This is a genomic window from Achromobacter sp. MYb9 (genome assembly GCF_002975275.1).
Taxonomy (GTDB): Bacteria; Pseudomonadota; Gammaproteobacteria; order Burkholderiales; family Burkholderiaceae_B; genus Achromobacter.
This window is the reverse complement of the sequence record NZ_PCOQ01000004.1, coordinates 130,773-157,307: the sequence shown is the minus strand read 5'-3', so window position 1 is coordinate 157,307 and position 26,535 is coordinate 130,773. Positions and strand designations below refer to the sequence as shown.

The 26,535-nt window shown below is 65.2% G+C and carries 29 protein-coding genes and 1 pseudogene; 11 read left to right on the top strand and 19 right to left on the bottom strand.

Features of this window, described 5'->3' with window-relative positions:
* Positions 1–125 precede the first annotated feature (125 nt).
* From CQ050_RS08865 to CQ050_RS08845, 5 genes are all read right to left on the bottom strand, one after another.
* Entirely contained in the window at positions 126–1,658 is a 1,533-nt protein-coding gene (locus CQ050_RS08865; RefSeq protein WP_105556444.1) for an ABC transporter substrate-binding protein, read from the bottom strand.
* A 50-nt stretch (positions 1,659–1,708) separates the two neighbouring features.
* Positions 1,709–3,562: a dipeptide ABC transporter ATP-binding protein gene (locus CQ050_RS08860; protein ID WP_105556443.1), complete on the bottom strand. Its 1,854-nt coding sequence runs from the start codon at positions 3,560–3,562 to the stop codon at positions 1,709–1,711.
* Between the two features lie 9 nt (positions 3,563–3,571).
* On the bottom strand, positions 3,572–4,084 hold the full coding sequence (locus CQ050_RS08855; RefSeq protein ID WP_035213506.1) for a winged helix DNA-binding protein: 513 nt from the start codon (positions 4,082–4,084) through the stop codon (positions 3,572–3,574).
* A 108-nt stretch (positions 4,085–4,192) separates the two neighbouring features.
* Positions 4,193–5,884, bottom strand: a complete 1,692-nt coding sequence (locus tag CQ050_RS08850; RefSeq protein WP_105556442.1) for an ABC-F family ATP-binding cassette domain-containing protein — start codon at positions 5,882–5,884, stop codon at positions 4,193–4,195.
* 161 nt (positions 5,885–6,045) lie between these two features.
* Positions 6,046–6,531 carry an Lrp/AsnC family transcriptional regulator gene (locus tag CQ050_RS08845; RefSeq protein ID WP_105556441.1) on the bottom strand — a complete coding sequence of 162 codons (486 nt, stop codon included), beginning with the start codon at positions 6,529–6,531 and terminating at the stop codon, positions 6,046–6,048.
* Positions 6,532–6,628: 97 nt separating this feature from the next.
* Here CQ050_RS08845 and CQ050_RS08840 point away from each other — a divergent pair, with 97 nt between their 5' ends.
* Positions 6,629–8,116, top strand: a complete 1,488-nt coding sequence (locus CQ050_RS08840; protein ID WP_105556440.1) for an aminotransferase class V-fold PLP-dependent enzyme — start codon at positions 6,629–6,631, stop codon at positions 8,114–8,116.
* On the opposite strand, the gene CQ050_RS08835 is transcribed toward CQ050_RS08840, so the two are convergent.
* Positions 8,117–8,485 (bottom strand): hypothetical protein, encoded by a 369-nt coding sequence (locus tag CQ050_RS08835; RefSeq protein ID WP_105556439.1) that lies wholly within the window; start codon positions 8,483–8,485, stop codon positions 8,117–8,119. It lies immediately after the preceding gene.
* Positions 8,486–8,722: 237 nt separating this feature from the next.
* Here CQ050_RS08835 and fmdA point away from each other — a divergent pair, with 237 nt between their 5' ends.
* Together fmdA and CQ050_RS08825 are read left to right on the top strand one after the other, a co-directional pair.
* Complete coding sequence (fmdA, locus tag CQ050_RS08830; RefSeq protein ID WP_105556438.1) at positions 8,723–9,952, top strand: formamidase; 1,230 nt, start codon at positions 8,723–8,725, stop codon at positions 9,950–9,952.
* Positions 9,953–9,961: 9 nt separating this feature from the next.
* Positions 9,962–10,294, top strand: coding sequence for a zinc ribbon domain-containing protein (locus tag CQ050_RS08825; RefSeq protein ID WP_105556437.1), 333 nt, complete (start codon positions 9,962–9,964; stop codon positions 10,292–10,294).
* Positions 10,295–10,381: 87 nt separating this feature from the next.
* Here CQ050_RS08825 and CQ050_RS08820 read toward each other — a convergent pair whose 3' ends face one another.
* Both CQ050_RS08820 and CQ050_RS08815 read right to left on the bottom strand, forming a co-directional pair.
* On the bottom strand, positions 10,382–11,119 hold the full coding sequence (locus CQ050_RS08820) for an ABC transporter substrate-binding protein (protein WP_105556436.1): 738 nt from the start codon (positions 11,117–11,119) through the stop codon (positions 10,382–10,384).
* Between the two features lie 95 nt (positions 11,120–11,214).
* Positions 11,215–11,640, bottom strand: a complete 426-nt coding sequence (locus tag CQ050_RS08815) for a copper resistance protein NlpE (protein WP_105556435.1) — start codon at positions 11,638–11,640, stop codon at positions 11,215–11,217.
* Positions 11,641–11,779: 139 nt separating this feature from the next.
* On the opposite strand from CQ050_RS08815, the gene CQ050_RS08810 reads away from it, so the two are divergent.
* From CQ050_RS08810 to CQ050_RS08780, 7 genes are all read left to right on the top strand, one after another.
* A complete protein-coding gene (locus tag CQ050_RS08810) occupies positions 11,780–12,484 on the top strand; it encodes a glutathione S-transferase family protein (RefSeq protein ID WP_105556614.1) in 705 nt (234 codons plus the stop codon).
* Positions 12,485–12,532: 48 nt separating this feature from the next.
* A complete protein-coding gene (locus CQ050_RS08805; RefSeq protein WP_105556434.1) occupies positions 12,533–13,084 on the top strand; it encodes a cysteine hydrolase family protein in 552 nt (183 codons plus the stop codon).
* Between the two features lie 18 nt (positions 13,085–13,102).
* Positions 13,103–13,336: a DUF3820 family protein gene (locus CQ050_RS08800; RefSeq protein ID WP_105556433.1), complete on the top strand. Its 234-nt coding sequence runs from the start codon at positions 13,103–13,105 to the stop codon at positions 13,334–13,336.
* 155 nt (positions 13,337–13,491) lie between these two features.
* Complete coding sequence (locus CQ050_RS08795) at positions 13,492–13,821, top strand: hypothetical protein (RefSeq protein ID WP_105556432.1); 330 nt, start codon at positions 13,492–13,494, stop codon at positions 13,819–13,821.
* 101 nt (positions 13,822–13,922) lie between these two features.
* A complete protein-coding gene (locus CQ050_RS08790) occupies positions 13,923–15,176 on the top strand; it encodes an Hsp70 family protein (protein WP_105556431.1) in 1,254 nt (417 codons plus the stop codon).
* 116 nt (positions 15,177–15,292) lie between these two features.
* Positions 15,293–15,880 carry an NUDIX domain-containing protein gene (locus tag CQ050_RS08785; RefSeq protein WP_105556430.1) on the top strand — a complete coding sequence of 196 codons (588 nt, stop codon included), beginning with the start codon at positions 15,293–15,295 and terminating at the stop codon, positions 15,878–15,880.
* Position 15,881: 1 nt separating this feature from the next.
* Entirely contained in the window at positions 15,882–16,223 is a 342-nt protein-coding gene (locus CQ050_RS08780) for a 2Fe-2S iron-sulfur cluster-binding protein (RefSeq protein WP_105556429.1), read from the top strand.
* On the opposite strand, the gene CQ050_RS08775 is transcribed toward CQ050_RS08780, so the two are convergent.
* The 8 genes and pseudogenes from CQ050_RS08775 to CQ050_RS08740 form a co-directional block, all read right to left on the bottom strand.
* Positions 16,204–16,605, bottom strand: coding sequence for a hypothetical protein (locus CQ050_RS08775; protein ID WP_105556428.1), 402 nt, complete (start codon positions 16,603–16,605; stop codon positions 16,204–16,206). The genes CQ050_RS08780 and CQ050_RS08775 overlap by 20 nt on opposite strands.
* A 13-nt stretch (positions 16,606–16,618) precedes the next feature.
* Complete coding sequence (locus CQ050_RS08770) at positions 16,619–17,317, bottom strand: thioredoxin family protein (protein WP_105556427.1); 699 nt, start codon at positions 17,315–17,317, stop codon at positions 16,619–16,621.
* Between the two features lie 55 nt (positions 17,318–17,372).
* Positions 17,373–17,816, bottom strand: a complete 444-nt coding sequence (locus tag CQ050_RS08765; protein WP_105556426.1) for an SRPBCC domain-containing protein — start codon at positions 17,814–17,816, stop codon at positions 17,373–17,375.
* Entirely contained in the window at positions 17,723–18,154 is a 432-nt protein-coding gene (locus tag CQ050_RS08760) for a metalloregulator ArsR/SmtB family transcription factor (RefSeq protein WP_105556425.1), read from the bottom strand. Before CQ050_RS08760 ends, CQ050_RS08765 begins: the two co-directional genes overlap by 94 nt.
* Positions 18,155–18,218: 64 nt before the next feature.
* Positions 18,219–18,629: pseudogene (locus CQ050_RS08755) on the bottom strand (MFS transporter); the annotation flags it as partial.
* A gap of 110 nt (positions 18,630–18,739) precedes the next feature.
* Positions 18,740–19,945, bottom strand: coding sequence for an alpha/beta fold hydrolase (locus tag CQ050_RS08750; RefSeq protein ID WP_105556424.1), 1,206 nt, complete (start codon positions 19,943–19,945; stop codon positions 18,740–18,742).
* Positions 19,946–19,959: 14 nt separating this feature from the next.
* Positions 19,960–20,688, bottom strand: a complete 729-nt coding sequence (locus CQ050_RS08745) for a helix-turn-helix domain-containing protein (RefSeq protein ID WP_105556423.1) — start codon at positions 20,686–20,688, stop codon at positions 19,960–19,962.
* Between the two features lie 98 nt (positions 20,689–20,786).
* Positions 20,787–21,224, bottom strand: a complete 438-nt coding sequence (locus tag CQ050_RS08740; RefSeq protein ID WP_105556422.1) for a gamma-glutamylcyclotransferase — start codon at positions 21,222–21,224, stop codon at positions 20,787–20,789.
* Positions 21,225–21,360: 136 nt separating this feature from the next.
* Between CQ050_RS08740 and clpB the strand changes: the two genes are divergently transcribed.
* The gene (gene clpB, locus CQ050_RS08735; RefSeq protein WP_105556421.1) at positions 21,361–23,967 is read left to right on the top strand and encodes an ATP-dependent chaperone ClpB; all 2,607 of its coding nucleotides are present in this window, start codon (positions 21,361–21,363) and stop codon (positions 23,965–23,967) included.
* A 64-nt stretch (positions 23,968–24,031) separates the two neighbouring features.
* Here clpB and CQ050_RS08730 read toward each other — a convergent pair whose 3' ends face one another.
* The 3 genes from CQ050_RS08730 to CQ050_RS08720 form a co-directional block, all read right to left on the bottom strand.
* The gene (locus CQ050_RS08730) at positions 24,032–24,403 is read right to left on the bottom strand and encodes a DUF1641 domain-containing protein (RefSeq protein WP_233213902.1); all 372 of its coding nucleotides are present in this window, start codon (positions 24,401–24,403) and stop codon (positions 24,032–24,034) included.
* A 2-nt stretch (positions 24,404–24,405) separates the two neighbouring features.
* Positions 24,406–25,596 carry an FAD/NAD(P)-binding oxidoreductase gene (locus tag CQ050_RS08725; protein WP_105556419.1) on the bottom strand — a complete coding sequence of 397 codons (1,191 nt, stop codon included), beginning with the start codon at positions 25,594–25,596 and terminating at the stop codon, positions 24,406–24,408.
* A 182-nt stretch (positions 25,597–25,778) separates the two neighbouring features.
* The gene (locus CQ050_RS08720) at positions 25,779–26,528 is read right to left on the bottom strand and encodes an SDR family NAD(P)-dependent oxidoreductase (protein ID WP_105556613.1); all 750 of its coding nucleotides are present in this window, start codon (positions 26,526–26,528) and stop codon (positions 25,779–25,781) included.
* Positions 26,529–26,535 lie beyond the last annotated feature (7 nt).

Here is a 26,535-nt window from a genome sequence, read left to right as displayed (position 1 = left end):
TGGCTTCAACGGGCATCGTCGATGCTTCAACGGGTATCGCACCAGCGGGATGCCAGGGATCCGGCTTTGCCGGTCCCGAGGCATGCCCCCTGGGGGGAAGCGCGGCAGCGCTTCGGGGGGGAACGCTACTCCACGCTGGCTTCAAGGAAACGGAAGCGGATGTCGCCGGGCACTTCCAGGTTCTTCACGCGCTTGTTCACGCCCACGATCGTGTTCAGGCTGTACAGCGGCAACTCCAGCGCCTGGTCGGCGACATAGCCGGCGATTTCCTGCAGCATGGCCTCGCGCTTCTTCACGTCGTAGACGGTGCGTTGCGCTTCCAGCATGCCGTTGAGCTTGGCGTCGTTGTCGTACGGGTTCCACTTCTGGCCCGTGTGGTACATCAGGTATGCGGTGTTGTCGTAGTCATACGTCCAGCCGCCCCATTGGTTCTGCCACATTTCGCCCGTCTTGCCGCCCGGGATGATGTCATTGAGCAGCACGCCGGTTTCATACGGCTTGATGGTGGCGCGCACGCCCACGGCTTGCAGGTAGCCCGACACGGCCTGGGCCACTTCGCGGAAGTTCGAATCGCTGCCGCGCACGTCGATCTGCACGGTGGCGCCCGGCTTCACGCCGGCCGCCGCCAGCAACTTCTTGGCTTCGGCGGGGTTGAAGGGCAGGGGCTTTTGCTCGGGGTTGTAGCCGAAGGACTGCGGGCCCTGGAAGCTGGCAATAGCCTTGGCCTGGCCCAGCAGCAGCTGCTTGACGATGGCTTCGCGGTCGACCGCCATGATCAGGGCGCGGCGCACGTCGCGGTTCTGGGTGATGCCGCCCTTGGTGTTGTAGCGCAGCGCGAAGGCCACGGGGCCGCCGGTCGAGATGACGTCCGCGTTGCCGGACTTCTTCACGGTTTCGATCAAGCCCAGCGGTATCAGCGTGGCGATGTCGATGCGGCCGGCTTGCAGTTCGGCGACCTGGGTGCCGGGTTCGCCGATGAAGCGGTACACCACCTTGTCCAGCTTGGGCTTGCCGCCCCAGTATTCATCATTGCGCGCCAGGGTCACGTTGACCTTGGGCTGGTAGCTTTCGAACTTGAACGGGCCGGTGCCGACCGGGTTCGTGTTGAAGAAGTCTTCGCCCTTTTCCTTGATGTACTTCGGCGGCACGATCATGGCGCCGTAGCCGGCCAGCTTGGTCAGCAGCACCGGATCGGGCTGCTTCAGGATGAAGTCGACGGTGTGTTCGTCCACCACCTTGATCTCGCCGATCGAGTCGTAGTTGGACTTTTGCGGTCCCTTGGCGCCTTCCGCGCCCAGCAGGCGTTCGAACGTGAACTTCACCGCTTCGGCGTTGAAGGGTTCGCCATTGTGGAACTTGACGCCTTCGCGCAGCTTGAAGCGCAGGCGCTTGTTGTCGTCCAGGTATTCCCAGCTGGTGGCCAGGCCCGGTTGCAGCTTCAGGTCGGCGCCGCGCATCGTCAGGCCGTCGTACAGGTTGCCGCCCACGGAACCCCAGAAGGTCACGAAGGTGTCGATCGGATCCCAGCTTCCCGGGTCCTGGTTGATGGCCACGCTGAGCGTGCCCGCGGCATGCGCGGTCGAGAAGACGGCGGGCATCGCGCCGCCCAGCGCCAGGGTCAGGGCGGCGGCGGTGAAGGTGGTGCGTAGGGATTGCATGTTCGCTCCAGGGACGGGAAGTCGGGTCGGGCCGAGGGAATAAAAAGGCTTCAGGCCGCCCGGGCCACTTGGTGGCCGGGCGCGAATTCGATCAGGGGAATGATGGCGGGCTCGTCGCCCACGCGGCGGACGGGACTGGGGATTTCGCCTTCGATCAACGACGTGTCGATGTGGCGGCCGGGCTCGGCCACCGGCACCGCAGCCAGCAGTTTGCGGGTGTAGGCATGCTGCGGCGATTCGAAAATCTGCCGGCGCGTGCCCAGTTCCACGATCTGGCCCAGGTACAGCACGGCCACGCGGTGGCTGACTTTTTCCACCACGGCCATGTCGTGCGTGATGAACAGGTAGGACAGGCCGCGGTCTTTCTGCAGGTCCATCAACAGGTTCAGGATCTGCGCCTGGATGGACACGTCCAGCGCCGACACGGATTCGTCGGCGATGATCAGCTTGGGGTTGCTGGCCAATGCGCGTGCGATGCACACGCGCTGACGCTGGCCGCCCGAGAATTCGTGCGGATAGCGTTTGGCGTGCTCGGGCTTCAGACCCACTTGCTCAAGCAATTCGCCCACGCGGCGGGCGATGGCCGCGTCGCCGTTCAAGAGGCCGTGCGTGCGAATGGGCTCGGCGATGCTGAATTCCACCGTCTTGCGCGGGTCCAGCGACGCGTAGGGGTCCTGGAAAATGTACTGGATCTCCTGGCGCAGGCGCTGGCGGCCGGCGGCATCCATCGAGAAGACGTCCTGGCCGTTGTACCGCACCGCGCCCGAGGTCGGCGCCACCAGTTGCTGCAAGGTCTTGCCGATGGTGGACTTGCCGCTACCCGACTCGCCCACCAGCGCGAGTGTCTCACCGGGGTAAACGTCAAAGCTCACCTCTTCGACCGCATGCACGCGATGCGTGACGCGGCCGAACAGGTTGTGGCCCACATCGAAACGGGTGGTCAGCTTTTCCACGCGCAGCACCGGCTCGTCGTAGCGCGCGGTGTCCTGTTCGCGTGTTTCACCCACTTCACGCAAGGTGTCGCCGTCCAGCACCGTTTGTGGCGTGCGCAGCGGCAGGTCGCTGCCGGTCAGGCTGCCCAGGCGCGGCACCGCGGCCAGCAGCGCGCGGGTGTAGGGATGCTTGGGCGCATTGAAGATCTCGTCGACGGTGCCTTGCTCGACCTTCTTGCCGCGCAGCATCACGACCACATCGTCGGCCATCTCGGCCACCACGCCCATATCGTGAGTGATGAAGATGACGGCGGTGCCCAGGTCGCGCTGCAATTCGCGGATGGTATTCAGGATTTGCGCCTGGATGGTCACGTCCAGCGCGGTGGTCGGCTCGTCGGCGATCAACAGACGCGGCTGGCACGACAGCGCCATCGCGATCATCACGCGTTGGCGCATGCCGCCGGACAACTGGTGGGGATACCGGTCCAGCAATTGCTCGGCGTCCGGCAGGCGCACCTTCTCAAGCAGCTTGCGCGCCGACTGGCGCGCGGCCGAGCGCGACAGCTGCTGGTGCAGCATGATGGCCTCGACGATCTGGTCGCCGATCGTGAACACCGGGTTCAGCGACGTCATCGGCTCCTGGAAGATCATCGCGATGTCGTTGCCGCGGATCGCGCGCATCTGCTCGTCGGTGGCGGTCGTCAGGTCGGTTTCGCGGCCGTCGTTGTCGCGGAACAGGATCTGGCCCGTGGCGATGCGGCCGCTGGTGTAGTCCGTCAACCGCATGATCGCCATGGACGTGACCGACTTGCCCGAGCCGGATTCGCCGACGATCGCCAGCGTCCTGCCCGGCCGGACATCGAAGTCCAGGCTATCGACGGCGCGGAACACGCCCGTCTCGGTATTGAAATCGACCGATACGCCGCGGACGGACAACAACGGGGCGGACGAAGAGGCAGTAGTGCTAGACAACGTGGATTCTCACAGCGAGGTGGCGGCGCGGGCAGCCTGGTCGTACAGGCCCGACAGCGTGCGCAGGGTGTTGGCCAATTGATGGTTGGCGTCGTCCGCGGCAGGGGAGTCGATGAACGATTTGACGAGGCATTGCTCGCGCACTTCGGCGTAGCGCTGAATGGCGGCGGCGCCGGCTTCGGTGGTGGTGTAGATCACTTCCTTGCCCGTCTTGGCGCTTTGCACCACCCCCAGCCGCTCCAGCTTCTTCAGCGAATAGTTCACCAGGTGGGTGTCTTCGACATTCAGCGTGAAGCAGATATCCGCCAGCTTCTTGCCGCGGCCACGGTGGAACACATGGTTAAGCACCAGGATGTCCAGCGAGGTCAATTCCGGCAAGCCCGCGCAGGCCATGCATCGCACCATCCAGCGGTTGAAGGCGTGAGACGCGATGATCAGCCCGAATTCCACCTCGGACAATTCCGGGGCGGACGAGGCGAGATGAGCAGAGGAAACAATGGCGTCCCGGACGGATACAGACATGGATAAGGCGGATAAGGGACGGTTCGATGACAAAACGTTGGCGAATTATTGACGATTTGTAGATATGGAGGCATTCGGGATAACCCGCAGCGATAAGAAGCGCCGCGGTTATGCCCGCTCGTTGTTAAGGCCGCCGCCTGCGCCTTGTTCCAGCAACCGCCACCCGTCTGGCGCCCAGGACAGCCGGTGCGTGGGGGCGATGGCCGCCAGGAAGGCGGCATCGTGCGACACGACCGCCAGGGCGCCCGGATAGCCCGCCAGCGCTTGCTCCAACGCTTGCGTCGACGCAAGGTCCAGATGGTTGGTGGGTTCATCCAGCAACAGCAACTGGGCGGGCTGCTCGCGCCACAGGGCACAGGCAAGCGCTGCCTTGATGCGCTCGCCGCCGCTTAGCGTGGTGGCGAACGCCTGCACCTGCACAGGCCCCAGCCCTAGCAGCGCCAGGCGGCTGCGCAGTTCGCCTTCCGCCAGGGTCGCGCCCAAAGCCGCCAGGGTTTGCATCAAGGAGCGGTCGGGCGGCAGCGTAGAGGCCCGCTGGTCCAACATGGCAGTCGGGACGCGGACATCGCAGACGCCGCGGCACGGCGCCTGTTCGCCCGCCAGCATCGCCAGCAAGGTGCTCTTGCCGCAGCCGTTTGGCCCTTGGATCGCGAGCCTGAACGGGCCGGACAAGGTCAGGTCCAGCGCGGGGGCGTCCTGCGGGAAGGGTGCGACGGCGCCATGCAGGTGTAGCACCCGGCGGCCATTCGGCACCGCCGTCTCCGGCAAGGCCAACGCGATGCCCGGCGCAACCGCGACGCGCGCGGCGGCCTGCTGGACGGCCTGATCCAGGTTGGCGCGGGCCTGGTCGCGGCGCTGGCGTTCGCGGCCCACATGCCCTTCGGCGTTCGCCCTTTTCATGCCTAGCAGGATGGGGGCCTGGTTGGCGTCGCGGGCCTGGCGCGCGTGCCGGGCGTTGCGCTGCTGCTGTGCGTCGTGTTGCTGGCGCAGGGCACGAAGCCCGGCCGCGCGTTCGTGGCGGGCATGGGCCAGCGTGGTTTCGGCGGCCGCGGCTTGCCGATCGCGCTGTGCTTGCCATGCACGGTAATTGCCGGCGTGGCCGTTGAGCTTGCCGTTGTCCAACTGCACGATATGCGACATGGCGTCCAGCAAGGCGCGGTCGTGACTGACAACGATCAGCCCGCCACGGCAGTCGGCGATCCGCGCTAACAACCAGTCGCGCGCGCGCGAATCCAGATGGTTGCTGGGTTCGTCCAGCAGTAGCCCGTCGGGATTTTGCAGCAGTGCGCCGGCCAGCGCCACCCGGGTCAGTTCGCCGCCGCTTGCGGCGTGCGCGGGATGCTCGGGCGTCCAGCCGGGCAGGCCGGCGTCGGCAAGCATCCGCGCCCATTCGTCGCGGATCAGCCAATGGCCGTCGGCCACGTCGAAGTCCTCCTGCCGCGCGCTGCCGGATGCCAGGTTCGCCTGCGCGCGGAGGATCGAGGCGATACCCGCGACGTCGGCCAGCGTCACACCTGGTTCTTGCGGCAACGTCTGCGGCACATAGGCGATCTGCCCATGGCGCACGACCCGGCCGGACTGCGGCGGGAAATCACCGTGCAGCAGGCCCAGCAGCAGCGACTTGCCGGCGCCGTTGCGGCCAATCAGGCCGTGGCGTGCCGTTGAAAAGTCATGGCTGATGTCGTCCAGCAGCACGCGGCCGTCGGGCAGTGCGTGGCTGATGTGGTGCAGGCTGAGAAAGGGCGGGGCCGCGGGCGGCAGGAGGTGCGCCTGATGCGGCGCGTGGGGATGCTGGGCCATGGAAAGCGCTCCGGGTCGATGAGACACCTTGTCCGCATCACGCGGCAAGGAGGATCAGGGGGGAGGGCTTAAAGAATCATGGCCGGGCAGGGCTCCGCGAGGGGAATGATGGGAGTTCGATCGGGACGGCCCCGGAAAGTTCCGAGGGGCAAACGCAGGCCTCAACCTTCCAGTACCCGCAGGTCTGGCGGCCGGTTCTCAATAATCGCTTCCATGCTGAAGAAGCCCGTCACGGTCGACAACTCAAAATCTGTAATCAGTTTTTGATAGAAGCGATCATATCCCGCCATGCCGCGGCAGACGACTTTGATCAGGTAGTCCCAGTCACCGCCAATGCGGTAGAACTCGGTGACTTCGGGCAGGCGCTCGACATGCTCGCGGAACCCGTCGGCCCACGCCTTGGCGTGATGGCTGGTCCGGATCATCACGAACACGGTCAAGTCCAGCCCCAGTGCCGCCAGGCTGACCTCTGCCCGGGTGCCGCGGATGATCCCGCAGGCATTCAGGCGCTGCAACCGGCGCCAGCACGCGTTTTGCGACAAACCCACCCGATCCGCCAGCTCGCGCTGAGACAGCGCGCCGTCTTTTTGCAGGCAAGCAATGATACTTAGATCAAGTTTATCTATTTTTTCCATTTGTTCGATCATATGATCTGTTTTTGCGTAATTTACGCAAAATATCGGTGATGTTTCATCATGGCTTCCATCGTATGATATTTCTGAATCCATCGGAACCCGCACCATCATGAATACGCCTATCGCGACCCAGCCCGCCAAGCCCAGCCTCTTGCAGCAGTTTCAAGACAGCCTTAAAACCGGCGACGTCGCCGCGGCGCTGGCGGAAGGGCTCATCGGCAAGGACGCCGTCATCGACGGCCCGTTCGGCACCAAACCACTGGTCTACGCCGACTACGTCGCGTCCGGCCGCGCCTTGATGCAGGTAGAACGCTTCATCCTCGAACAAGTGCTTCCGTATTACGCCAACTCGCACACCGAGGCGTCCTATTGCGGTGGGTTCGTCACGCGCTTGCGCCGTGAAGCACGCGCCGCCGTCGGCCGGTGCTGCGGCGCCGGCGACGAGCATGCGGTGATTTTCGCGGGCTCGGGCGCAACGGCTGGCATCAACCGGCTGGTTCATCTGTTCGGCGTGCATGCAGCCATTGCGGCAGGCCGCAAGGTCCGCGTCATCATCGGCCCGTACGAACATCACTCGAACATCCTGCCGTGGCGCGAATGCGGCGCCGAGCTTATCGAATTGGGTGAACACGCCGAAGGCGGACCGGACCTGGCCGCGTTGGCCGCCGCATTGCAAGCGCCCGATGGCACGCTCGTCGTCTGCGCGCTGTCGGCGGCTTCGAACGTGACCGGCATCGTCGCGGACGTCCCGGCCATCACGCGCCTGGTCAAGCGGTCGGGTGCAAAAATGCTGTGGGACTACGCCGGCGGCGCGCCGTACCTGCCAGTCCAGATGTCGCCGGCCGCGGATGCGCAGATTGATGCCATCGTGTTCTCGCCGCATAAGTTCATTGGCGGCCCGGGCGCCTCCGGCGTGCTGATCGTGCGGCGTGACGCCGTGACGGAGACGACGCCGACATGGCCGGGCGGCGGCACCGTCAAATTCGTGTCGCCGGTGGGCCACGATTACAGCGGCAGCCTGGAGTCCCGCGAAGAAGCGGGCACCCCCAACGTGGTGGGCGACATCCGCGCGGCGCTGGTCCTGCTGGTGAAGGAAGCGCTGGGCGCCGATTTCATGCAGCAGCGCAACGCGCGCTTCGTGCAGCGGGCGCTTGACGCCTGGAAAAACGTGGAGCATCTGGAACTGCTGGGCTCGCTGACGGCTCAGCGTCTGCCGATCTTCTCCTTCCGGGTGCGCAACGGCAAGGGCGGTTTCGTGCATCAGCAATTGGTCACTCGCATGTTGAGCGACCGCTTCGGCATCCAGGCTCGCGGGGGCTGCGCATGCGCCGGACCTTATGTCCATCGCCTGCTCGACATTGGCGAGGATCAGTCGCTGCAAATGCGCCAGGCCATTCTCGACGGCCGCGAAATTGAAAAGCCGGGTTTTGTCAGATTGAATTTCAGCGCGCTGCTGCCGGACGCCAAGGCGGATTTCATCCTGGAGTCGGTGCGCGCGCTGGCTGCCGACGCCGCCGCCTTCGAAGGGTTGTACGGCTTTGATCCCAGCCGCGCCATTTTCTTCCCGAAAAGCGCCGAACTGGCCGCCGCGGCCTGATCAGTCTTTCATCTGCGGGCCGCAGGTCCGGATCCAGGCGGCCTTCATGTCGGCAAGGTCGTCCGATGCGCGGGTGAGTGTCTTGATGACCTGATCCGAGAAGGCCGCGCCTTGCCGGCGGCAGGCCTCGAAGTCGTCGCTGAGCGCAAAGCGCGCATCCAGCAAGTCCAGGCGGCCTTGGCACAGGTCGCGATTCAGTTGCAGGTCGTTGGACGCTTCGCGCGTGCGTTGCACGTCCTGCGCGCGGTCGACGCTGGCCAGCCCGGCGTCGATCCGGGCTACGCAATCGTCGGCGGCGTGCACGGACGCGCCCGCGCAGGCGGCGATGATCAGGAAGGCGGCCAGGGGCCGGCGGTGCAATGCTGCCATACGGTGAACCTTGGTATTGCGCTGAAGATGCTCCGCATCATAACTGCTGCGAAACCCCCTTCCGATGTTGCGGCGCGGGTGCCGCCACTGCATGGAAAACCAGTATGGCAAATCGCCTGAAGACGTCTACCATCGCTAACAGGTCAACGATTCCGAAGATCCAATCCGGCAAGGGAATTGGACGCACATCCGGCTGAGGTTCTGTTTTATCAACACGTTTGTTGGAGATGAAAGAGAATGGCGAATACGCTCATCAAAGTCGATCTGGACCAGTCCCCGTACGAGAATAAGCAGATCCATAACCGATGGCATCCCGACATCCCGATGGCGGTGTGGGTCAAGCCCGGCGACGATTTTGTGCTGGAAACCTATGACTGGACCGGCGGCGCGATCAAGAACGACGACAGCGCCGATGATGTGCGCGACGTGGACCTGTCCACGGTGCACTTCTTGTCTGGCCCGGTGGGCGTCGAAGGCGCCGAGCCCGGCGACCTGCTTGTCGTGGATTTGCTGGACATCGGCGCCAAGCCCGATAGCCTGTGGGGGTTCAACGGCTTCTTCAGCCGCAACAACGGTGGCGGTTTCCTTACTGAACACTTTCCGCATGCCCAGAAATCCATCTGGGATTTCCATGGCATGTTCACCTCGTCGCGCCATATTCCGGGCGTGAATTTCGCGGGCCTGATCCACCCCGGCCTGATCGGCTGCCTGCCCGACAAGAAATTGCTGGACACGTGGAACCGACGCGAGCAGGCGCTGATCGACACTAACCCCAACCGCGTGCCGCCGCTGGCGAATCCACCGGCGCCCAAGACGGCGCACATGGGCGCGCTGCAAGGCGCCGAACGCGATAAGGCCGCAGGCGAAGGCGCACGCACCGTGCCGCCGCGCGAACACGGCGGCAACTGCGACATCAAGGATTTGTCGCGCGGCGCGCGGGTCTTCTTTCCGGTCTACGTAAAGGGCGGCGGTCTTTCCGTGGGCGACCTGCACTTTTCGCAAGGCGATGGCGAGATCACCTTCTGCGGCGCCATTGAAATGGCGGGCTGGGTGCATATGCGCGTGACGCTGATCAAGGGCGGCATGGAGAAGTACGCCATCAAGAACCCCATCTTCAAGCCCAGCCCCATTACGCCTGCCTACAAGGACTACCTGATCTTCGAGGGCATTTCGGTGGACGAGACGGGCAAGCAGCATTATCTGGACGTGAACGTGGCGTACCGCCAGGCTTGCCTGAACGCCATCGAGTATCTGAAGAAGTTCGGCTATTCGGGCGCGCAGGCCTATTCGCTGCTGGGTTGCGCGCCGGTGCAGGGGCATATCAGCGGCGTGGTGGATATTCCCAATTCCTGCGCCACGCTCTGGCTGCCAACCGAAATCTTCGATTTCGATATCCAGCCTTCGGCGTCCGGCCCCATCAAGCACATCAAGGGCGGCGTGGACATGCCGCTGTCGCGCGACCGCTAGGAGACGACGATGCCCATGTATGACTATGCCTGCGGCGATTGCGGCGAATTCGCCGCCTTGCGGCCGCTGGCGCAATGGCGCGAACCGGCGGACTGCCCGCAATGCGGCGCGGCGTCTGGCCGCATCATCGGCGGGGCGCCCGCGATTTCGGCGCTGTCCTCCACCGTGAACCGCGCGCGTGCCGTCAATGAGCGCAGCGCGAACGAGCCGCGCAGTTCGCGTTCGGGGCACGGCATGAATTGCGGGTGTTGTTCCGGCGGGCGCGCGTCCGGCAAGACGCGCACCACCCCGGACGGGGCCAAATCATTCGCAGGCGCACGGCCCTGGATGATCAGCCACTAAACAGGGGGAAACCCAGGCAACGGGCCGGATTTTCCGGCCCGTTTTCATTGGGGGATCGGGCCGTTGCCTTTTGCCGACGCGCCGGCGTCAAGCCTCCAGCGGGGCGACGGCGGCGCCCTGGATCTTGTGCCGAGCCAGGGCGTCGGCGACAAAGCCCGACTTCTTCATGGCTTCGACGAAGGCGGCCAGATAGGCGCTGGCCTTGTCGCCACGGCTCTTGGGCACGCCCATCGCCTGGCGAATCAGCATGAAGTGACCGTCCAGCAGGCGCAGTCCGCCCAAGCGCTGCGCGTCGCCTTCCAACTGTTGCTTCACGCCGGCGGCCACTTCCATGTTCTCTTTCAGGAACGTATCCACGACGGCGGGCGATGTGGGGGCACGGAAAATCTCGGCCTGCTTCAGCTCGCGCGTTAGATACAGGTCATAGGCGCTGCCCCTGCCGACCACGACGCGCTGGCCCTTGCTGTCAACCTGGTCCATCGCAGTGATGGGGGAATCCTGGCGCACCAGGTAGGCGCCCTCGATCACGACGTAGGGCGCGGTGAACGCGATCTGTTCGCCACGCAGTGGATCGATGGCAAAGAAGCCCACGTCCGCCTGTTCGGCGGCCACCGCGTTGACGGATTCACCGGCGGACTTGAACACCACCAGCTCCAGTTTCACGTCCAGCCGCCGCGCCAGCTCCGTGGCCAGGTCCACCGATACCCCGCCGGGCAGTCCGGTGGCCGCGTCGGTGTTGGCCAGGATGGGGTTGCCCAGATTGATGGACGCGCGCAGCGCCCCGGTGGGGGCGAAGGCGGAGAGCAGCTCGTGATCGGTCTTCATGGCTTCCTTGGGGTGGGGCCGCGCCGCCGGGCGCTGGCGATTCCAGAAGAATAGCCGGAAGATCCGGGCTTGGGCGATGCCCGAGGCGCGAAGCTTTACTGCGCGCGCCGCAGCACATAGTGCGGCGCCAGCGGGCCGGTCGGGCGCGTGCCGTCGCGGTACAGCATGGTCACCTGATTTTCGCCGACGAAATAGCGCTGGCTGTCGCCGGACGCGTCCAGCCGGATGGTGCTGCCGTCGGATTCCCAACTAAAGGTGCCCGTGACGATTTCGGGCTGCGGTTCGCGGTCCAGGTATTGGGTCTGGCGTTCGTAGCGGTCGCCCTTTTGCAGCGTCAACCGGGTCTTGATGCCCGGGCAGTCGGCGCAGGGCAGGGTGCCTTGGTAGCTGCCGGGCCAATCCAGCGCATTGCGCGCGGTATGACCATCGGCCGGCGTGTCGCGGGCGTCGTTGGCGTGGAAAGGGGCGCAGCCGGCAAGCAGGGCAAGGCTCAGGGTGCAGGTCAGAGTGGATTTCATCATGGCGAGCTCCTGTTGGGAAAACGGGTTCACGATACGGACAGTACCCCGGGCATGCTGAAACGGGATGTAAAGCCCTGGGAAAATGTGCGCTACGCTTGATGCCTTCTCCTGCCGGAACGGCGCACACACCCAAGCCATCATGACGAAAGCGAAAGGCGAACACCACGACACCACCACGGCGAACGCCGCTGCGGGCAAGACCACAATCTGGGGGCGGCGCAGTTCGTTCAATGTGCAAAAGGTGCTGTGGCTGGCGGACGAATTGGGCCTCGACTACGAGCACGTGCCCGCGGGCGGGCAGTTCGGCCTGTTGGATTCGCCGGAATTCCTGCGCATGAATCCGCACGGCAAGGTGCCGGTGCTGCGCGACGATGACGCAACGGTCTGGGAGTCGCACGCGATCCTGCGCTATCTGGCGGCGCGCCATGGCGGCGCCGCGTTCTGGCCGGAGCAGGCGGCGGCGCGTGCCCGCGCCGACGGCTGGATGGACTGGGCGCAAACGGCGTTGCAGCCCGCATTTCTGGTCGGCGTATTTTGGGGCTACTACCGCACGCCCGAGGCGCAACGCGACGCGGCCGCCATCGCGCGCTGCCTCGACGCCACCCATGCCTGCCTGCGCCAGCTGGATGACGCCCTGGCCGATCAGCCTTACCTGAGCGGGCAGGCGCTGGGCTTGGCCGATGTGCCGGCAGCCACGGCCTTGTACCGCTATTACGAGCTGGACATCCCGCATGCTCCGTTGCCGCACGTGCGCGCCTGGTACGAACGGTTGCAGGCACGACCCGCGTATCGTCGACAGGTGATGGTGCCGTTCGGCGAATTGCAGGGGCGGCTGGAATTCTGACGCGCACGGTAAGGTAGACTGCTTCGCACCCCAAGAACCTGGATAGCCATGACAGCCGCTTTGATAGTGATCGACGTGCAACGCGCCTTGTTTGAGACGTCGTCGCCGCCCGCCGACGCCGACGCGGTGCTGGGCCGCATCAATGACCTGACCGACCGCGCGCGCGCCGCCGGCGTGCCGGTCATCTATGTGCAGCACGAAAGCGCCGGTAGCCCGTTCATGCCCGGCCAGCCCGCCTGGGAGCTTGATACGCGTCTGACGCCATTGCTCGAAGACGTCCGCGTGCGCAAGACGACGCCCGACTCTTTTCACGGCACGATCCTGGGCCAGACGCTGGCCGATGCCGGCGTGACGGAGCTTGTCGTGTGCGGGTACGCCACCGAATTCTGCGTGGACACCACCGTGCGCCGCGCGGCGGGCTTGGGGCTGCCTGTCACGCTGGCCGCCGATGCCCACACCACGCAGGACAAACCGCACGCGACGGGCGCGCAGATCCGCGCGCACCACAACGCCACGCTGTCCGCGATAGCCAGCTTCGGCGTCAAGATCGCAGCCGTGCCCGCCGCCGACATCGTCTTTCCGCCGACGGCGCCTCGCTAAGGCGGCGCTTTCCAAACGATGGATCCTGAACTCCTCCAACTTTTGGTCACCCGTGAGATGCCCTTCGGCAAGTACAAGGGGCGTTTGATCGCCGATCTGCCGGGGCCGTACCTGGCCTGGTTCGCGCGCGAGGGCTTTCCCCCCGGCGAACTGGGGCGCTTGCTGGCCTTGATGCATGAACTGGACCACAACGGCCTGTCGTCGTTGCTGGCGCCGCTGCGCAAATCCCGGCCCGCCGCGCCCAAGGCATAGCGCCGGCGCGCGAAACGGCGGGAAACAACTCTGCTTGCCGTTGTAGCGTCTTGGCACGTCCCCCGCTGGCGGGGGACGCTACGATAAGGCGATTCGCCCGGGGCGTGCCGCCGTCGTTGCAGGCCAGGGCGATTGCTTATCGAAGAGAGGCCTCCATGAAAAAACACACCCTTTCCGCGTTCCTGTTCGCCGCGTTGTGCGCGGCCGGCGCCGCGCAGGCGCAGGACGCCGTGCAGGCCACGCGGGAATACCAATATCCCAGCTTGCCGTCCAAGGACGGCAGCCAGTCGCCGCCTTCCACGTTGCGCATGACGGTCACGCCGGCGCCGGGCGATGCGCCCGCGGTCATCCGGGATTCCCCGGAAAGCCAGGCCCAGTATGTCCGTTGCCGCGAGGTCTCGGACCGCGCCGCGGTGTCGAACGCGCAGATGCAGGCCGGCGTGGCGCAATGCCTGAAAGAGCTGGAACAGCGCCGGCAGCAGTAAGGGCGTCGCGTGGGGAAAGGGCAGGCAGGGACGACAGCAGCCTACTGGCCGCGAAGCGAGTACACTTGTCCGCCGTTTTGCTATAAGCCCCAGAATTCTCCATGATTTCCTCTGCATGCGGCGTCGACTTCGGTACGTCCAACTCCACCGTAGGCTGGAGCCGCCCCGACCAACGCGCGCTCCTCGCCCTGGAAGACGGCAAGACCACCTTGCCGTCGGCCATTTTTTTCCATGACGAAGACGCCGAGGTCAGCTATGGCCGCGCCGCCATTTCCGACTACCTGGCGGGCTACGACGGGCGCTTGATGCGTTCGATGAAAAGCCTGTTGGGCAGTTCGCTGATCGATGGGTCGACGGAAGTGCAGGGGCGTTCCATCCCGTTCCGCGTGCTGCTGACGCGTTTCATCGCCGAATTGAAGCGTCGCGCCGAAACGGCCGCGGGCCGTGACTTCACGCGTGCCGTGCTGGGGCGGCCCGTCTTCTTCGTGGACGATAACGCCGCGGCCGACCAGACCGCCCAGGACACCTTGGGCGAAATCGCGCGCAGCGTCGGGTTCACCGATATCGAGTTCCAGTTCGAGCCGCTGGCCGCCGCATTCGACTACGAATCGCAGATCGACCGCGAAGAGCTGGTGCTGGTCATCGACATCGGCGGCGGCACGTCCGACTTCTCGCTGATCCGGCTGGGTCCCGACCGCGCCGGCAAGGCCGACCGCCGCGACGACATCCTGGCATATGGCGGCGTGCATATCGGCGGCGTGGATTTCGACAAGCAACTGAGCCTGGCACACGTCATGCCCCTGCTGGGATTGGGCAGCCAGTTGCGCAGCGGCAAGGACGTGCCTTCCACGCAGTATGGCAACCTGGCCTGCTGGCACACCATCAACCAGGCCTATACGCGCAAGGCAGCGGAACATTTCGCCTACATTCGCGCCGAGGCCGGCGACCGCGATAAGATCGACCTGCTGTTGAACCTGGTCAAGCAACGCGCGGGCCACTGGGTGGCGGTGCAGGTGGAAGAGGCCAAGATCGCGCTGTCCGAAGCGCCGTCGGCCCGCATCGACCTCTCGCGCATCGCGCCCGAACTGGGGGTGGACGTAACGCGCCCGTCGTTCGACGCCTGCGTGGGACGTTTGATTGAAAAGGTCGAAACGACGGTTGGCGCGCTATTGCGCGACGCCGGCGTAAGCACGGCCGATGTGGATACGGTCTTCTTCACCGGCGGTTCCAGCCGCGTGCCGCGCCTGCGCGAAACCGTGTCGGCGCTGGTGCCGGGCGCGCGTAGCGTCGAAGGCGACCTGTTCGGCAGCATTGGCGCTGGCCTGGCGCTGGACGCCCGCCGCAAGTTCGACTGACCGGGGGCGGTGGGGCGTGACGCCAGCCGCCCGGGCGGCGATGGTAAGCTGCATTGCTTGCCGAAGGCGCTGCGGCGCCCGCCTGTTCCAAGACCCCCAGACTCCTACGCGCGCTCATGACCCGCCCGACCGATACCCATCTTGTTGAAACACTGGTGACCAGCGAAGCGCCTTATGAAGGCAGCTTCCTGAAGATTCGCCGGGACACCGTCAGCTTGCCCAACGGCAATACGGCTACGCGCGAATACGTCGTGCATCCCGGCGCGGTGGTGGTGATTCCCTTGCTGGACGACGGCCGGGTCTTGCTTGAACGCCAGTTCCGCTATCCGATCGGGCGCGTCATGACCGAATTTCCGGCCGGCAAGCTGGACCCGGGCGAAGATCCCCTGGTCTGCGGCAAGCGCGAACTGCTGGAAGAAACGGGCTATACCGCCGACCAGTGGGCGCATGCGGGCGCCTTGCATCTGGCTATCGCCTATTCCACCGAGATCATCCACATTTTCTTCGCGCGCGGTTTGCGCCCGGGTCCGCGCCAACTGGATCAGGACGAGTTCCTGGACGTGATCAGCGCGGATCCGGCCGAATTGCTGGCAGCCTGCAGCAAAGGTGAAGTCACTGACGCCAAGACGCTGACCTGCGTGTTGTGGATGCAAAACGTGCTGTCCGGCGCATGGCAGCTGGACTGGCAGGACCACGCCGGCTGACATGCCTGCATTCCCGGTCCTGGTCCAGCCCGCCGGACTGCGTTTCGACGCCGACGCGGGCACCCCCGTCTTGCTGGCAGCGCAGGCGGCCGGCATCAAGCTGCCTAGTTCGTGCCGCAACGGCACATGCCGTGCCTGCATGTGCCTGATGCTTGAAGGCTCGGTGGCCTATGGCATCGAATGGCCCGGCCTGTCGCGCGACGAAAAGGAAGAAGGCTGGATCCTGCCTTGCGTGGCGCACGCCACGTCGGCCCTGGAGATCCAGGCGCCCCTGGCGGCGGTGATCGACGCCGCGCCCGCCACCCCGGCTGTGGCCCGGCCCCTTACCGGCGCGCGGCGCTAAACGCGAAAACCGGCAGTAGCGCAACGGCCATGCCGGCCGCCATGCCCAGCGCCATGCCACCAAATGGCGGCGCGCCCAGTGCAAGCGCCGCCATCACACCCAGCCGCGCGCCCAGCACCATCCCGATCGCCATCGCCAATGCGCAGAGCAGGCGTTGACCAAGCGGTGGGGCGGACGTGCGTCCCGCCGGCCATGGCGCCAGCGCGGCCAAGGCCATCGCGGCGCTACTGGCGGGCATCAGGGCGCCGTGCCGCCATGCCATGTCAAACAGCCCGCCTGGCGCGCCGCATTCGCTGGCCAGCAGCGCCGCAGGCGTCAGCCGGGTGTCGATCCACAGACCCACCGCCATGGCTCCCAGGCAGGCGAGCCACAGCGCTGCCATGGCGCGCGCGCCGTCAGGCGCAGGCGTGGCACGCCTTGGGCGCGTCGTCATACCGGTCATGGTGGCGGACCCAGTCGCCCAGGTTGAAGTGCGGGCCCGTTTCATTGCGGCCCAGCGGGGCGAAATCCAGATAGTTGTACGCGCCGACCAAGCGTTCCACGCCTCGTTCGAAGGCCGAGTAGGTGTGGAAGATCTCGCCGTCGGGGTCGTGGAAGAATGCGCTGGCGCCCGAGCGCTCTTCCACGCTGCCATCGGCCTGCGGCACCGACGCATGGAGGTCGAAGTTGAAGTCGCAGCCCTCGGACGAGAACCAATCGAAGCGCCAGCCCATGCGCCGTTTGAAGGCGTCCAGCTTGGCCAGCGGCGCGCGCGACACCGCCACCACCGATACGTCGTGATGGCGCAAGTGCGTCAGGGCGCTGTCCAGGTGGTCGGCCAGGAACGAACAGCCTACGCAGCCCTCGTCCCAATCCGGGCCGTACATGAAGTGATAGATGATTAATTGGCGTTTGCCGGCGAACAAGTCAGCCAGGCCGAGCGGACCGCGGGCGCTTTGGAATTGGTAGGGCTTGTCCACCCGCACCCATGGCAGGTCGAGCCGGTCGCGGGCCAGGGCGTCCTGGGCCCGCGTCATGGCTTTTTCGCGGTCTAGCAAGGCCTGACGGGCGGCGTCCCATTGCGGACGGGAAACGACAGGATGTGGGGTTTGCATGGTGCGACTCCTTTGCATGGCGGGCCGGCGGGGCCCGGGCGGGCAAACGGGCGGTTCACGCCTCGCTTGCCAGATGGTCCGCCAGCCGGTCCATCGCGCCTGCCCAGCCGTTCTCGTGGCTGTCGCGGGTTGCCTGGTCGACAAACGGAGTTTGCAGGAAGGCCAGTTCGGTGCCGCCCTGCGAGGGGGCGAATTCAAGGGTGATCAGCGACCCTTCTTCCGGGGTGTCGCGCCAGGCCCAGGTGAAGACCAGCCGGCGCTGCGGTTGCACCTCGCGGTACTCGCCGCTGGCGTAATGCGACTGGCCGTCTTCCGTGACGAAGCCCACCTGGTAGGCGCCGCCCACGCGCACATCGGTGTCGGCCACCAGCACTTGTCGCGTGCCGGCGGGGCCGAACCAGCGCATCAGCGCTTGCGGGTCCGTCCAGGCGCGCCAGACACGGTCGACGGGGGCGGCGAATCGACGGGTAAGGCGGAGTTCGATGGGGGCGGTGGGCATGGGTGGATCTCCTCGTCGTGGTACAGGTACCGGGCCAGCGAATCCAGTTGGCCGTTCCAGAATTTCTCGTAGCGCGCCAGCCAGTCGGACGCCGCCCGCATGGGTTCGGGCGATAGCGTGCAACTGACGACGCGGCCGTCCTTGGCGCGGGCGATCAGCCCGGCGTCTTCCAGCACGCGCAGGTGCTTCATGAACGCCGGAAGCGACATGGCGTGGGGACGGGCCAGTTCGCTGACCGACGCCGTGCCCCGTTCCAGGTCGGCCAGCACCCGCCGCCGGGTGCCATCGGCCAAGGCGGAAAAGAGGCTGTCCAGCGTATCGTCGTTTAAGTTAACCATAAGGTTAAGTATCTATCCGAAAAACTGCCGGCGTCAAGCCGGCAGCGTCGGGAATTTCCCTAGGTCAATCGTGCCGGTGCATGGCCGACTGATGCTTGGTGTCGCGCATCGTGGCGTACACCAGCAGTGACAGGAAGATCACGCCCGCCAGGTAGTAGTAGAACCACTCTTCGTGCCCTTGCTGCTTGAAGAACAGGGCGATGGCGGGCGCCGTGCCCCCGAAGATCGATACCGTGACCGCATACGGCACCGCCACGCCGGTCGCGCGGATATTGGTGGGAAACAACTCGGCCTTCACCACGGCGTTGATCGACGTATAGCCTGCCGTGAACACCCACGCGCCGCAGATCAGCAGGAACGCGATGAAGGGCGACCGGGTGTGCGACAGGGGCATCAGGATCAGCACCGTCAACGCCGCGCCCGCCACGCCGAAGAAGATCAGCAGCGGCTTGCGCCCGATCTTGTCCGATAGCGCGATCTTGCGCCTGCGCACGCAGAAATGCACGTACTTGCAAACGGTTTTAATTCAGGAATTTGTCTGGATCGGCGGTGCGCCGGCGCCTTGCCGGGGGCGCCCGGGGGCGGTTACTTGCCGCGCGGCTTGATGATGTCGCAGGCGGCGGCTCGGTCGCCCGCCTGGGCGTCGCTGCCCAGCAAGGCTCGGGCGCCGCACACGGAGCCGAACATGCCCTTGTTGTCGTGGCCCACGCCGCCGACCTCGAAGCTGTTGCGGTGCAGCGGCACGGGCTTGGCGCCGCGGGCCGCCAACTGGTACTCGTACTGCACATACGCCGTGCCGCGAGCCAACCGCGTGGCGCCTTGGGCTTCGGCGCCGCAGGTCTTGTCCAGCAGGCGGTGTTCGGGGTTGTTGTCGGCCCCGCCCAGCAGGTAGGTCACGTCGCGGGCGGCATAGCGGATGAAGAGCCGCGTATCGTCGGTTTCGCGCGCGTAGGGCGGTAGTTTGTCCGTGCCGTACTTGTACTGGTTGTAGGTGGGGCAGATGCCGCGCTCGTAGGGCGCATAGCCTTTGCCGTCGGCGCGCGGGCGCTCGTTGGTCAGGTACAGGTAGGACGAGGGGTTCGCGATCACGTAGCGCAGCGCCAGTCCGTCGCGGCGCAACGGGCCGTCGGTGTTGTTCAGCACGGCATAGCGCTGCACCAGCTGCCCGCCTGCGGAATGCCCGGCCAGCACGATGGTGGCCAGGGCCGGCAGGCGCTTGCGGTCGTCCAGGCTGCGCAACAGGTCGTCCAGCACCTGGAACGAGGTGACCGGGGCTGGCCGTCCGGCGGCCTGGATGCTTTCTTCGCCTTCTTCCCAGGTGGCTTTGCGCCACGCGGCCATGCCGCCGAAGCCCGAATCGATGGATCCGGGAAAGCGCGGCGCCAGGACCAGCGTGTCGCGCGCCCGGTCCGGGTTCTGCGCCAGCAGGCCGGTGGCGGTGTCGTAATAGCGGTCGGCGTCGCGCTTCACGCCATGGATCATGATCAAGACCTGCTTGATATCGCGCAGGTCGTCCCGGGCCAGGTTGCGGTTAGCATAGATTGGCATCTTGTACCGATGCCCTGGCTTGCCCAGTTCCACGGTCTGCCAGTGCAACGGCGTGGCACGTTTGGGCGCGGGAACGGTTTCGTCGTAATCGTAGGGGTCGGGCAGCGGCGTCTGGGCGTGCAGGACGCAAGGCGCGAACGCGCCGGCCAACACCAGGGCGGCGCCCAGGCGGCGTCCGGAAAGCCGGCGCGCGCGGGCGGGCGGCAGTTGATCGGGCGCAAAGGGAGCAAAGGCGCGGCGCATGGCGCGGCGTGGCGTCAGCAGATCTCGAGGCCCAGCAGTTGCTTGAGCGCGGGCAGATCCAGGATGCGGACTTCGCGCTGGTTGATCTTGATCAGGCCTTCGCGCGCGAAACGCGAAAACAGACGGCTGACCGTTTCCAGCGTCAAGCCAAGGTAATTGCCGATTTCCTCGCGGCTCATGCGCAGCACGAACTCGGTCGACGAATAACCCAGCGACGCATACCGTTGCGACAGGTTCAGCAGGAAGGCCGCCAGACGCTGTTCGGAACGCATTGACCCCAGCGACGCCAGCATCTGGTGCGAACGCGTGATCTCGCGGCTCATCAGGCGCCGGAACTGCTGCTGCAGCGATGGCAGGTGAGCGGCCACGCGGTCGACGTCGGCCAGGCGGATGACACAGACTTCCGAGTCTTCCAGCGCGACGGCGGCCGACACGTGCTTGCCTTCCAGCATGCCGTCCATGCCGACGATTTCGCCGGGCAAATGAAAGCCCGTGACCTGGATCTGGCCGGTCGCGTCTTCCAACTGGGTCTTGATGCTGCCGAAGCGCACGCTGTAGACGGCATCAAGCGGATGATCCAGCGAATACAGCGTCTTGCCCTTTTCCAGGCGAACACGCTCTTTCACCAGCTCATCCAGTTTTTCCACTTCGGCGGCGGCCATTCCCACGGGCACGCACACGTGTCCCAACATGCATGTGGAACAGTGGGCGCCATCAGGGGCGACGGGAACCCGTTTTTGCATACGATGACCTCTATAGTGCCCGTCGCCAGCCAAGGGGGCGAAACGGGTGTAAAGCGTGAAGACAACGCCCATTGTAGTCTGTTGTTACTACGGCCGTCTTACGGGGTTGCGCCGTTCGCCCGCCCGCGCCGGTGCGCGATCCAGTCTTCGCCGTCGATATCGGTGGCGGCGCCACGCCACGCCGGGTCGATGGGGTAGTACTGGCAGAGGATTTCCAGGGGGGCTTGCGGCGTGGAATCCAGGCGCGCGAAGATTTCGCGGCGCACAAAGCAGCAAGGCTGGCCGGGCACGTATTCCTCGATTTCATCCATCAGCGCGATGAACGCCGGCGGTACCTCGTAGACCTCGCCGCGCACGCGGCGTCCGTCCGTCACGGGGATCAGTCCCGGCCAATCGCCGAAGTCCACCAGCATGCCGGGCACGGTCGCCGGGCCCACCGGCCGGGGGGCGGGCAGGCCTCGTTTGGCGGCGGCTTGCGCCAGATCATTGATTTCGCCGGCGCGTAGGGTGCCGTAGACAAAAACGTATATGCTCATAGGTCGGATTGTGCTGCACGGCGTAGCAAAACAAGTGCCCGGACGGTGTTGAAATTCTCTCATCCGGCCGCATATTCAGGATATCGAGCCAGCCGGCACGTATCGGTCAGGCTCTCCAACAAGCCAAACGACCATTATGCGATTCGACAAACTCACCACCAAGTTCCAGCAAGCCCTGGCCGACGCTCAAAGTCTGGCCGCCCGTAACGACCATCCCTATATCGAGCCCATCCACGTGCTCTCCGCCTTGCTGTCCGACGCGGACAGCGGCGCAGGAAGCCTGCTGGCGCGCGCCGGGGTGGCGGTCAACCGCGTGCAGTCTGCATTGGAAAGCGCGATGAAGTCGCTGCCGCAAGTGCAGGGCGACGACAACGTGCAGGTCGGCCGCGACCTGAACGCCGTGCTGACCCGCACCGACAAGGAAGCTGCCCGCCGTGGCGACACCTACATCGCCAGCGAACTGTTCCTGCTGGCGCTGGCCGACGACAAGGGCGAGGCAGGCCGCATCCTGCGTGAAGCCGGCCTGCAGAAAAAGGCCCTCGAGGCCGCGGTCGACGCCGTGCGCGGCGGTGAAAACGTGTCCGGCGCCGAAGGCGAATCCAACCGCGAAGCCCTGTCCAAGTACACCATGGACCTGACCGAGCGCGCCCGTCAGGGCAAGCTTGATCCGGTGATCGGCCGCGATGACGAGATCCGCCGCACCATCCAGATCCTGCAGCGTCGCACGAAGAACAATCCCGTCCTGATCGGCGAGCCCGGCGTGGGCAAGACCGCCATCGTCGAAGGCCTGGCGCAGCGCATCGTCAACGACGAAGTGCCCGAAAGCCTGCGCGGCAAGCGGGTGCTGTCGCTGGATCTGGCCGCGCTGTTGGCGGGCGCCAAGTTCCGAGGCGAATTCGAAGAGCGCCTGAAGGCCGTGCTGAAAGAGCTGGGCCAGGACGATGGCAGCAACATCGTCTTCATCGATGAGCTGCACACCATGGTCGGCGCGGGCAAGGCCGAAGGCGCGATGGACGCAGGCAACATGCTCAAGCCGGCGCTTGCGCGCGGCGAGCTGCATTGCATTGGCGCCACCACGCTGGACGAATACCGCAAGTACATCGAAAAGGACGCGGCGCTGGAGCGGCGCTTCCAGAAGGTGCTGGTCGACGAGCCCGATGTGGAATCCACCATCGCCATCCTGCGCGGCTTGCAGGAACGCTATGAGATCCACCACGGCGTCGAGATCACCGACCCGGCCATCGTGGCCGCGGCCGAGCTGTCGCACCGCTACATCACAGACCGCTTCCTGCCCGACAAGGCCATCGACCTGATCGACGAGGCCGGCGCGCGTATTCGGATGGAAATCGACTCCAAGCCGGAAGTGATGGACAAGCTGGACCGCCGCATCATCCAGCTGAAGATCGAACGCGAAGCCGTCAAGAAGGAAACCGACGACGCGTCCAAGCGCCGCCTGGGCGTCATCGAAGACGAACTGGAAAAGCTGCAACGCGAATACAACGACTTCGAGGAAATCTGGAAGGCCGAGAAGGCCGCGGTGCAAGGCACGCAGGCCATCAAGGAAGAGATCGACAGCGTGCGCGCCGAAATGGCCGAACTGCAGCGCAAGGGTCAGTTCGACAAATTGGCCGAACTGCAATACGGCAAGCTGCCGGACCTGGAATCGCGCCTGAAGGCCGCCGAAGTCGGCGCCGCGCAGGCCGCGGAAAATGCCGAGGGAGACGACATGCGCCCGCGCCTGCTGCGCACCCGCGTTGGCGCCGAGGAAATCGCCGAGGTCGTGTCGCGCGCAACGGGCATTCCGGTGTCCAAGATGATGCAGGGAGAACGCGAGAAGCTGCTGCACATGGAGGAATTCCTGCACAAGCGCGTGGTGGGCCAGGACGAAGCCGTGCGACTGGTCTCCGACGCCATCCGGCGTTCGCGTGCCGGTCTGGCAGACCCGGCGCGGCCCTACGGTTCGTTCCTGTTCCTGGGCCCGACCGGGGTGGGCAAGACCGAGTTGACGCGTGCGTTGGCCGAATTCATGTTCGACTCCGAAGAGCACCTGATCCGCATCGACATGAGCGAATTCATGGAGAAGCACTCGGTGGCGCGGCTGATCGGCGCGCCGCCCGGATACGTGGGCTACGAAGAGGGCGGCTACCTGACCGAAGCCGTGCGCCGCAAGCCGTACAGCGTGATCCTGCTGGATGAAGTCGAAAAGGCCCATCCGGACGTGTTCAACGTGCTGCTGCAAGTGCTGGACGACGGGCGCCTGACCGATGGCCAGGGCCGCACGGTGGACTTCCGCAACACGGTGATCGTGATGACGTCGAACCTGGGCTCGCATCACATCCAGAGCCTGGCCGGACAGCCGTACGACGTGGTCAAGGAAGTGGTGTGGGGCGAACTCAAGCAGACCCTGCGGCCCGAGTTCCTGAACCGCATCGACGAAGTGGTCGTGTTCCACGGTCTGGAGGCTCAGCACATCGAGTCCATCGCCCGCATCCAGCTGCGCCGTCTTGGCGCACGCCTGGAGAAGCAGGAAATGCGGCTGGAAGTCACCGAGCCGGCGTTGGCGGAACTGGCCCGTTCGGGGTTCGATCCCGTGTTTGGCGCGCGCCCCTTGAAGCGTGCGATCCAGCAGCAGATCGAAAACCCGGTGGCGCGCCTGATCCTGGAGGGCAAGTTCGGCCCCCGCGACGTGGTGCCGGTGGATTGGCGGGATGGCGAATTCGTCTTTACCAGAACGTTGCAGTAAGCGGTGGCAGCATGAAAAAGCCCGGCAGCAATGCCGGGTTTTTTTTCGTCAGTCGTGCGCTGCGTCAGGAGTTGGCGTAATCGGCCCGTTGCGCGCCCATCTGGCGCCCCACGCTTTGCAGCGAGCGCAGCACCAGCGCCACCCCCCGTCGCGTGTCCTCGTCACGCAGCAGCGCCAGCAAACCCATCAGGCTGGGGGGATGCGTTTCTGCCAGCGTTTGCGCATGGGCGGCGCGCACGCTGTTGGCGGCCGTCCATGCGGCGCCCGCCGCTTGCTCGGACAGCAACCCAAGCTTTTCCACCATCGGCTGATCCAGCAGGTCCACCAGGTCGGAAGTCAGCGAGATCAGGTCGACGATGTTGTCCAGCCGTTGGCTGTCGACAAGCGGACGCAGCTTGCCGGCCAGCGCCTGCAGCGTTTCATCATGGGTATTCATGTTCATAGCATTCCCCTTGCGACCGCCCAGTACAGCCCCCGGTTGAATCCATGCCGAAGCAGCCCGCCCAGTTTGGTGGGAGGGGTGGGCTGCACGTCATGGGTGTAGTCGTACCAGAGGGGCATGCCCGCGTACAGACCCATCTGGGCAACGGCCTGCACACGGCCTTCGTAGGCGCTGCAAGGGTGGCCCAGGCGGATTTCGCCCGCAATGTTGTTGGCGATGACGGGCGCCTGGTTGTGGCACGAGCCGCCTGCTTTGCTGACCGGAAGGTCCACCGTATCGCCGATGACGTAGACATTCTGCAACCCGTAGACCTGCATCGTCTCGTGGTCTGTCGGCAGCCAGCCCTCGTTGTCCTCTGCCTGGGACACGCCCGACTCCAGCACGGCGTCGACGGCGCGTATCGGCGGCGTCGCCATCAGGATGTCGAACGGCTGCTCGCCGCCTTCCGCGGAATACGCGACGCGGGCCTCCGGGTCCACGCGCGCCAGCGTGAAGCCGCGCTGGAACTTGATGCCTCGTTGCTCGAAGATGGCGGGCAGCACCTCGCAAGTGGGCTGCTGCAAGAACAGGCAGTTGCGCAAGAGTTGCGATGTGGTGGGGTAGGTGTAGACAATTTCGACTTTGTCGCGCACGCCGCGACGGCGCAAGTAGTCGTCCAGCATCAGGGTGGTTTCAATCGGCGCGATGCCGCATTGGTGGGGGACGTTCGGCGTCTTCGGGAAGGTGACACTGACGAAGATCCGGCCTTTGTCGATCTTGGACAGCCGGCTGGCCAACTGGCGCGCCGGCGCGTACTGGTAGAAATGGTCGCCGGCTTCTTTCAGGCCTTCTATGCGCTCGGGCGCGGGGATGCAGCCCGTGGCGATGACCAGGTAGTCATAGCCGTAGCGCTTGCCCTGTTGCGTCAGCAATTCCTGGCTGTTGAACTCAAACCGCGTGACTTTATCGACGTGGAAATGGATCTCGGGGCGCAGCAGGGAGCGCTCCGGGCGCTTCAACTCTTCCTGGAAGAAAAGATTGAAGGCCACATACATGAAGGCGGGCTTGTAGTAATGGTCAGGGGAGTCCGACAACAACGTGACGCTGACTTCGCCTCGCGACACTTCGGGGTATAGCTTGGAGACCAGTTGGTTGGCCAGCATGGTGCCGCCAACCCCACCGCCTACGACAACAATTCGCTTGCTCATAAAAATCCTCCAGTGAGAATAGTCAGGAACCAAGTGCAGTTGCGCGTCTATATGTACCAATGGCGGGTAAGAAGGTCAAATAAATAACTATTTCTTATATTTGATGGTGTCGAATATGCGCCCGAGGCCCCCGTCGGCGTACGCGGGATCGTCCATGTCGCTTAGGGGACAGTCGCCGCCGTTCAGGTCAATGCCATGCCGCCATCCACCCGCAGGACGATGCCCGTGATGAAACGGCTGTCGTCCGATGCCAGGAACAATGCCGCGCGGGCCAGTTCGTCCGGATGCGCCAGCCGTCCAAGCGGAATGGCCGACGCCATGCCCTGTTCGAAGGCTGCCCGGTCCGATTCCGCGACGCCCAGCTTTTCAAGAATGGGCGTGTCGGTAGGGCCGGGGCTCAACACGTTGACGCGGATCTTCCTGGCTTTGAACTCCAGCGCCCAGGCCCGCGCAAAGGCTTCAATGGCCGCCTTGGATCCGGCGTAGACCGCATGATTCTCCAGCACCTTCGCCGTGGCGATGGAGCTTGTGAGGATGATGGAGCCGCCGTCGCGCATCCGTGGCAGGGCCTTTGTGACGCCGAAGAAGACGGCGCGCGCGTTGGTGCCGAATTGGGTGTCATAGCTGTCGATGCCGACGGCCGCCGACGGCTCGATGTTGTTCATGCCGGCGTTGCCCATGTAGATGTCGATGGCGCCGAACCGCTCGCCGAGTTCGGCCATCATGCGGTCGTGCGTCGATAGATCCCCGATATCGCCGACGACGCCGAAAGCGGAGGGCCCGAGTTGGGCCACCGCCTCGTCGACGGCCTGCCGCCGCCGTCCGAGGATCGCGACGCGGGCGCCTTCGGCGGCAAAGGCCTGCGCCGCCGCGTAGCCGATGCCGCTGTTGCCGCCGGTGATGACGGCATTTTTTCCTAATAGCTTTTTCATGTGCATG

Bases quoted from the DNA above. Each gene is read 5' to 3' on its own strand.
- CQ050_RS08865 (WP_105556444.1), bottom strand. From the start codon at position 1,658: ATGCAATCCCTACGCACCACCTTCACCGCCGCCGCCCTGACCCTGGCG.
- CQ050_RS08855 (WP_035213506.1), bottom strand. From the start codon at position 4,084: ATGTCTGTATCCGTCCGGGACGCCATTGTTTCCTCTGCTCATCTCGCC.
- CQ050_RS08850 (WP_105556442.1), bottom strand. From the start codon at position 5,884: ATGGCCCAGCATCCCCACGCGCCGCATCAGGCGCACCTCCTGCCGCCC.
- CQ050_RS08845 (WP_105556441.1), bottom strand. From the start codon at position 6,531: ATGATCGAACAAATGGAAAAAATAGATAAACTTGATCTAAGTATCATT.
- CQ050_RS08840 (WP_105556440.1), top strand. From the start codon at position 6,629: ATGAATACGCCTATCGCGACCCAGCCCGCCAAGCCCAGCCTCTTGCAG.
- CQ050_RS08835 (WP_105556439.1), bottom strand. From the start codon at position 8,485: ATGGCAGCATTGCACCGCCGGCCCCTGGCCGCCTTCCTGATCATCGCC.
- fmdA (WP_105556438.1), top strand. From the start codon at position 8,723: ATGGCGAATACGCTCATCAAAGTCGATCTGGACCAGTCCCCGTACGAG.
- CQ050_RS08825 (WP_105556437.1), top strand. From the start codon at position 9,962: ATGCCCATGTATGACTATGCCTGCGGCGATTGCGGCGAATTCGCCGCC.
- CQ050_RS08820 (WP_105556436.1), bottom strand. From the start codon at position 11,119: ATGAAGACCGATCACGAGCTGCTCTCCGCCTTCGCCCCCACCGGGGCG.
- CQ050_RS08815 (WP_105556435.1), bottom strand. From the start codon at position 11,640: ATGATGAAATCCACTCTGACCTGCACCCTGAGCCTTGCCCTGCTTGCC.
- CQ050_RS08810 (WP_105556614.1), top strand. From the start codon at position 11,780: ATGACGAAAGCGAAAGGCGAACACCACGACACCACCACGGCGAACGCC.
- CQ050_RS08805 (WP_105556434.1), top strand. From the start codon at position 12,533: ATGACAGCCGCTTTGATAGTGATCGACGTGCAACGCGCCTTGTTTGAG.
- CQ050_RS08800 (WP_105556433.1), top strand. From the start codon at position 13,103: ATGGATCCTGAACTCCTCCAACTTTTGGTCACCCGTGAGATGCCCTTC.
- CQ050_RS08795 (WP_105556432.1), top strand. From the start codon at position 13,492: ATGAAAAAACACACCCTTTCCGCGTTCCTGTTCGCCGCGTTGTGCGCG.
- CQ050_RS08790 (WP_105556431.1), top strand. From the start codon at position 13,923: ATGATTTCCTCTGCATGCGGCGTCGACTTCGGTACGTCCAACTCCACC.
- CQ050_RS08785 (WP_105556430.1), top strand. From the start codon at position 15,293: ATGACCCGCCCGACCGATACCCATCTTGTTGAAACACTGGTGACCAGC.
- CQ050_RS08780 (WP_105556429.1), top strand. From the start codon at position 15,882: ATGCCTGCATTCCCGGTCCTGGTCCAGCCCGCCGGACTGCGTTTCGAC.
- CQ050_RS08775 (WP_105556428.1), bottom strand. From the start codon at position 16,605: ATGGCAGCGCTGTGGCTCGCCTGCCTGGGAGCCATGGCGGTGGGTCTG.
- CQ050_RS08770 (WP_105556427.1), bottom strand. From the start codon at position 17,317: ATGCAAACCCCACATCCTGTCGTTTCCCGTCCGCAATGGGACGCCGCC.
- CQ050_RS08765 (WP_105556426.1), bottom strand. From the start codon at position 17,816: ATGCCCACCGCCCCCATCGAACTCCGCCTTACCCGTCGATTCGCCGCC.
- CQ050_RS08760 (WP_105556425.1), bottom strand. From the start codon at position 18,154: ATGGTTAACTTAAACGACGATACGCTGGACAGCCTCTTTTCCGCCTTG.
- CQ050_RS08750 (WP_105556424.1), bottom strand. From the start codon at position 19,945: ATGCGCCGCGCCTTTGCTCCCTTTGCGCCCGATCAACTGCCGCCCGCC.
- CQ050_RS08745 (WP_105556423.1), bottom strand. From the start codon at position 20,688: ATGCAAAAACGGGTTCCCGTCGCCCCTGATGGCGCCCACTGTTCCACA.
- CQ050_RS08740 (WP_105556422.1), bottom strand. From the start codon at position 21,224: ATGAGCATATACGTTTTTGTCTACGGCACCCTACGCGCCGGCGAAATC.
- clpB (WP_105556421.1), top strand. From the start codon at position 21,361: ATGCGATTCGACAAACTCACCACCAAGTTCCAGCAAGCCCTGGCCGAC.
- CQ050_RS08730 (WP_233213902.1), bottom strand. From the start codon at position 24,403: ATGAATACCCATGATGAAACGCTGCAGGCGCTGGCCGGCAAGCTGCGT.
- CQ050_RS08725 (WP_105556419.1), bottom strand. From the start codon at position 25,596: ATGAGCAAGCGAATTGTTGTCGTAGGCGGTGGGGTTGGCGGCACCATG.
- CQ050_RS08720 (WP_105556613.1), bottom strand. From the start codon at position 26,528: ATGAAAAAGCTATTAGGAAAAAATGCCGTCATCACCGGCGGCAACAGC.